The organism is Cyanobacteriota bacterium, from assembly GCA_025054735.1.
In the GTDB taxonomy this organism is placed as follows: Bacteria; Cyanobacteriota; Cyanobacteriia; order SKYG9; family SKYG9; genus SKYG9.
Genome location: JANWZG010000026.1, coordinates 1 through 4,544, shown reverse-complemented (window position 1 = coordinate 4,544; position 4,544 = coordinate 1). Strand labels below are relative to the sequence as shown.

Genomic DNA, 4,544 nt, shown 5'->3' with positions numbered 1-4,544 from the left:
ACGAGCGCAGATAGTAGTCAGGATAGACGAAGCTAGGAGTCTGGATAGTTGCTAGATCCCTTTCCCATTCAGGGGAAAAAGCTATATCACTGCCCCGCGATCGCAACGCGGCTACCTCCTGGTGCCAATCAACACCGATCGTTGCTGCCCGCTTAATCATCATGGCACGGGCTTGGTGCTTGGCTAGGTTGGCTAAAGGCTTAATGGCTAACAGTCCGTTAACCACGTGAGATGCAAGTCGAGGTGCAGGGTTTGCCGTCACAGTCATAAATAGATTTACCGCAGTTGCTCAAATGTTGTATAGCTAACTCTGACTATATCCTGACTTGACCCCGACCTGACGGCGATCGAGAAACCCAAACCCACAGTCTAGTCAGCCAACCCAACTCAATAGTGCACTAACCTCAACTACCTCCTAGAGGGCGGTTAGTTGACCAACCAGCTCTAGTTGACCTTGGGGATTCACCCGCATCACCACCATAGCTGCTGAAGAAACCCCAACGCTACTAGGGCTGAGATAGGTAGGGCTGAGATAGGGCTAAGGTATTGACAACACGGATGACCATAACTGTTAACCCTGGCTAATTGCTGTAGCTACAGGCAAATTTGCAGGTGTATCGTAGCAATTCATTAACCAACGGTGAGAAGCGTCCCCTTTTCCGGTAATCTCTGAAACTTGAATGAAGGTATAGTTCCTCCCTAGGCATCCTTCGGAGTCAAGTGGTAGTTCTAGACGAGCAGTAGTGGGGCAGTATCGTTGCTGTCAACCCCTATGTCCAAAGCTTTGAGTCAGTTTAGTGCTACCCATTTCACGATCGCACATTGACAGTAAGAGCTATGGGCAAACATAAACGTATTGGCATTCTCACCAGTGGTGGTGACTGCGCTGGGCTAAATGCTGTCATTCGGGCTGTGACCTGCCATGCCATCTTGCACTATGGTTGGGAAGTGATCGGCATTTGTCGGGCTACCCATGGTCTGTTGCAGCGCCCTCCAGAAATTTTGCCCCTGACGGTTGAAAACACCCATTCCCTATTGACCATGGGCGGCACAATTCTGGGCACTACCAACAAAGGTGACCCCTTTGCGTTTAGTACAGCAGATGGGCGAGTCGTTGATCGCTCCTACGACATTATTGAAGGGTATCGTCTGCTGGGCCTGGATGCTCTCATTGGCATTGGTGGCGATGGCAGCCTCGCAATTTTACGCAAATTAGCGCAGCGAGGTGGCATTAACTTAGTGGCTGTACCCAAAACGATCGACAATGATTTGGGGATTACCGAACACTGTATTGGCGCAGACACAGCCGTCAATATTGCTACAGAAGCTCTCGATCGCCTACATTTCACAGCGGCCAGCCATTCCCGCGTGATGATTTTAGAAGTCATGGGACGCGATGCCGGGCACATTGCTATTAGTGCGGGCATTGCTGGCGGTGCCGATATCATCCTCATTCCTGAAATTCCTTATACGATCGCCAATGTTTGTCGCTCTATCCAGCGGTTGCATGAGATGGGACGCAACTCTTGCCTGATTGTGGTGGCAGAGGCGGTCTGCACTGAAGATGGTCAACAAGTGAAGCAGGTGAATCGCCATGGGGAAGCTCGTCTCGGTGGCATTGGGCAGTATCTCGCTGACCAAATCACCGAATGTACCAGTGCTGATGTTCGAGTGACGACCTTGGGGCATGTGCAGCGAGGCGGAACCCCATCCCCCTTGGATCGAGTCATTGCCTCGGCCTTTGGGGTAGCAGCAGTCGATTTGATTGCCGAAGGTAAGTATGACTACATGGTCAGTTGGCAAGAACGCCGAGTTGTCCATGTGCCGATTATTGATGCGATCGCCCACTATAGCGCTGTTGACCCCAACGGCACGCTGGTGCAGACAGCACGGGGGCTAGGCATCTACCTCGGAGATTCACTGTAAGCGAGCGGAGGTTTGGGGATAGAGAAACCGTTGGCCAATCACGCAAAAGACTCCAAATGAGATAGCAGTAATAAATAACAGAACCCCAATGAAATGCACAACGCCACCGATCGCCTGATCCCAATTCAACAGATTTAGAGAGCCTAAAATGTAGTTCCAGTCATGAATTAAACCCTCAGCTAACAATGGCAACTCCATGGCGCTGGCATCCTTAATGTAGATGGCAACATCGGTGAAATTTTGGGCTAGCCAATAGAGGGCTACAGCGGCTGCATAGTATTGAGCAGACAGCAAAAAGTTACCCACAATCGCAGCGGGCACTATGATTTGTAATAGTGACCCTCCGGCAAAGTAAATCAATTCCCCTAGGAAGGTTTCGCCAAAAATGCGACCAATGCTGAATACAACGTGGCCTGCTTCGTGAATAATCAGGTCTACCCCGTGCAGAAACGTAAAGGCACCACTGTAGTCTTCTGCTGTGAGACCAGCGATCGCATACACTGTCAAAAAGCCCATGAATCCCAACTTGAGGAAGTCGGTAGAGGTGTGGGGCATAGTTAGACGTAATCGCTCTGGTGGTGATAGCGATTGAGTCAGTGATGGTGAATGGTGCATTGCCCGATGGCTCGCCTGATGAGGAGGTGAATAGTTGTCAAACGACGCAGATGAAGAGTGAACAGCCTGAGAAGCTAATGGTGAAAAGCTGAGGGTCTCTTGCCAAACAGGGGCCTGAACCGTCGTGGCCTTGCCTGAAATCACGATCGTTTCTGCCCAGGCTATAGATAGGCGTTGGAGCACATTGCCCACAAGAGCTACAGCAGAACGTTGACTAGGTGGCTCCAGCGATTCCACTATCACCTGCAGGCAGGTATTTTCTAACCTCACCCGTGCAGTATACCCCGCTGCTTTCAGTCGTTGGTTGAGTAGCGTCGCGATCGCCCACTCATCTCCCTGCCGGGCCATTTCTACGAGTGGGAGTTGAGCCATACGCTCCTCCGGCTACCCTTCAAAACCCGACATCATTTTTCTTAGCAGGGTCAAGCCCTTCTTAACTTGGCGAGACACCGTCACCGCACTAATGCCCAGCCGCTCCGCTGTTTCCTTTTGAGTAAGGTCATACAAAAACACAAACTCCAGAACTTGGCGAGTGCGCTTTTCAAGTTGAATCAATGCCTGTTGCAGCCGAATTTGATCTTCTTGAGCAAGTTGAAAGCTTCGGTAGCGTCCATCGGGAACTAGCTCACCTAAGGAGTTACTTCCATCCTCACCGTCATCACGCACGGGTGCATCCAAGCTCAAGGGCACACGGTTGCGGCAAGCCAGAACAATATCCTGCCACTCCTGAACTGAAATATCTAGCGCAGATGCAATCTCAGCATCAGTGGGGTAGCGATTCAGTTGAGCTTGCAATGTTTGGATAATGCTAGCAGCTTGCCGCTGAAGAGCAGCCCAACGACGAGGAATTTTTACTGAGGAACCTTTGTCTCGCAAATAATGCTGAATTTCTCCTCGAATGTAGGGCACGGCGAATGAACTAAACGCATGACCTTTGGTAATATCAAACCGTTCGATCGCTCGAATTAACCCAATGCTGCCAACTTGCAGTAAATCCTCATAGCATTCACCACATTGGTTAGCCCAATGGTGAGCCTCTCGACGCACCAAACCCATATTCATTTCCACCAATTGGTTGCGGAGCTGTGGGCAGGGCGATCGATAATAATCTTGTAAAAGCTGCAAACTTTCACCTTTTAATTCACGTGCAACTGATATGGACATAGGTCAAATGTCAACGTAAGGGCAGAGTGCAAGCGACGATAGCTATTCCACGTTCAACTTCAAGCATGTTCAAGTTCAACCGCGTCAAGTTCCCCAATTCGCCAATCATCATAGCGGAAGTTTGGAAAGGTTGTCCTTGATAAAGATCACAACGAGATGCACCGTTGGTTTGTAATGCCCACCCTGTTAGCGACTTAAACACCTTGATGGCTTCGGATTCTACAATACTTAAGCTGTCATGTAGATGGCTTTAGCCAACTGTAATCAGGAAAACCAGGAGCATTAACCCTCACGCTCACATCGCTTACTACGCCGAGGTATTCACTAGAACAATTGTCTAGCTACTTTGTCTTTCAGCAGTGCTAGTAAACGTTTCAACCTCCCAATCAGACAGCATTGTAGAATCAAACAAGCTCTAAATCGATGCTAAAATCATAGGCCGCTGTAATGCCAGTTACATCTGGATTTTTACGGACTCTTTTCCGCAAAATCATTAGATTCTACGCAAGATTTCACGCAGTCGTGATGCCAGGATTGTTGCGCGATTGTCATCAAGTAATGTTATGGAGCAAGCCTCGACACAAACTCATCAATATGGCCTGCCTCGGCGATTGCAAGCAGGCGATCGTCTATGCGTGATTGCAACCAGTGGCACAGTGGTTAATCGAGTTGCTATAGAGCGCGGCATAGCCGTTTGGCAACAGCGCGGCTATCGAGTTGAGGTGCCAGCTACTCTTGACCGCCGATGGGGGTATTTCGCTGGCACAGACCAGCAACGCCTAGAGCAACTCTATGCAGCCTTGCAAGACCCTGATTGTCGAGCCATTCTTTGCGCAAGG

The 4,544-nt window shown here is 49.8% G+C and carries 4 protein-coding genes and 1 pseudogene; 2 read left to right on the top strand and 3 right to left on the bottom strand.

Going from position 1 to position 4,544, the window contains the following annotated elements; all coding sequences use genetic code 11:
• Positions 1 to 205, bottom strand: a pseudogene (locus NZ772_02490) (SAM-dependent methyltransferase).
• Positions 206 to 837: 632 nt separating this feature from the next.
• On the opposite strand from NZ772_02490, the gene NZ772_02485 reads away from it, so the two are divergent.
• The gene (locus tag NZ772_02485; protein ID MCS6812429.1) at positions 838 to 1,926 is read left to right on the top strand and encodes an ATP-dependent 6-phosphofructokinase; all 1,089 of its coding nucleotides are present in this window, start codon (positions 838 to 840) and stop codon (positions 1,924 to 1,926) included.
• Here the strand turns inward: NZ772_02485 and NZ772_02480 are convergent.
• Together NZ772_02480 and NZ772_02475 are read right to left on the bottom strand one after the other, a co-directional pair.
• Positions 1,918 to 2,913, bottom strand: a complete 996-nt coding sequence (locus NZ772_02480) for a hypothetical protein (protein MCS6812428.1) — start codon at positions 2,911 to 2,913, stop codon at positions 1,918 to 1,920. The two genes, NZ772_02485 and NZ772_02480, sit on opposite strands and share 9 nt — an antisense overlap.
• Positions 2,914 to 2,925: 12 nt before the next feature.
• Positions 2,926 to 3,705 (bottom strand): RNA polymerase sigma factor SigF, encoded by a 780-nt coding sequence (locus tag NZ772_02475; protein ID MCS6812427.1) that lies wholly within the window; start codon positions 3,703 to 3,705, stop codon positions 2,926 to 2,928.
• A gap of 545 nt (positions 3,706 to 4,250) precedes the next feature.
• On the opposite strand from NZ772_02475, the gene NZ772_02470 reads away from it, so the two are divergent.
• On the top strand, positions 4,251 to 4,544 hold a 294-nt coding region (locus NZ772_02470; GenBank protein MCS6812426.1), incomplete at its 3' end, for an LD-carboxypeptidase.

What these genes read in the sequence shown, in the direction of transcription:
- NZ772_02475 (MCS6812427.1), bottom strand. Translation starts at nt 3,705, where the DNA reads ATGTCCATATCAGTTGCACGTGAATTAAAAGGTGAAAGTTTGCAGCTT.
- NZ772_02480 (MCS6812428.1), bottom strand. Translation starts at nt 2,913, where the DNA reads ATGGCTCAACTCCCACTCGTAGAAATGGCCCGGCAGGGAGATGAGTGG.
- NZ772_02485 (MCS6812429.1), top strand. Translation starts at nt 838, where the DNA reads ATGGGCAAACATAAACGTATTGGCATTCTCACCAGTGGTGGTGACTGC.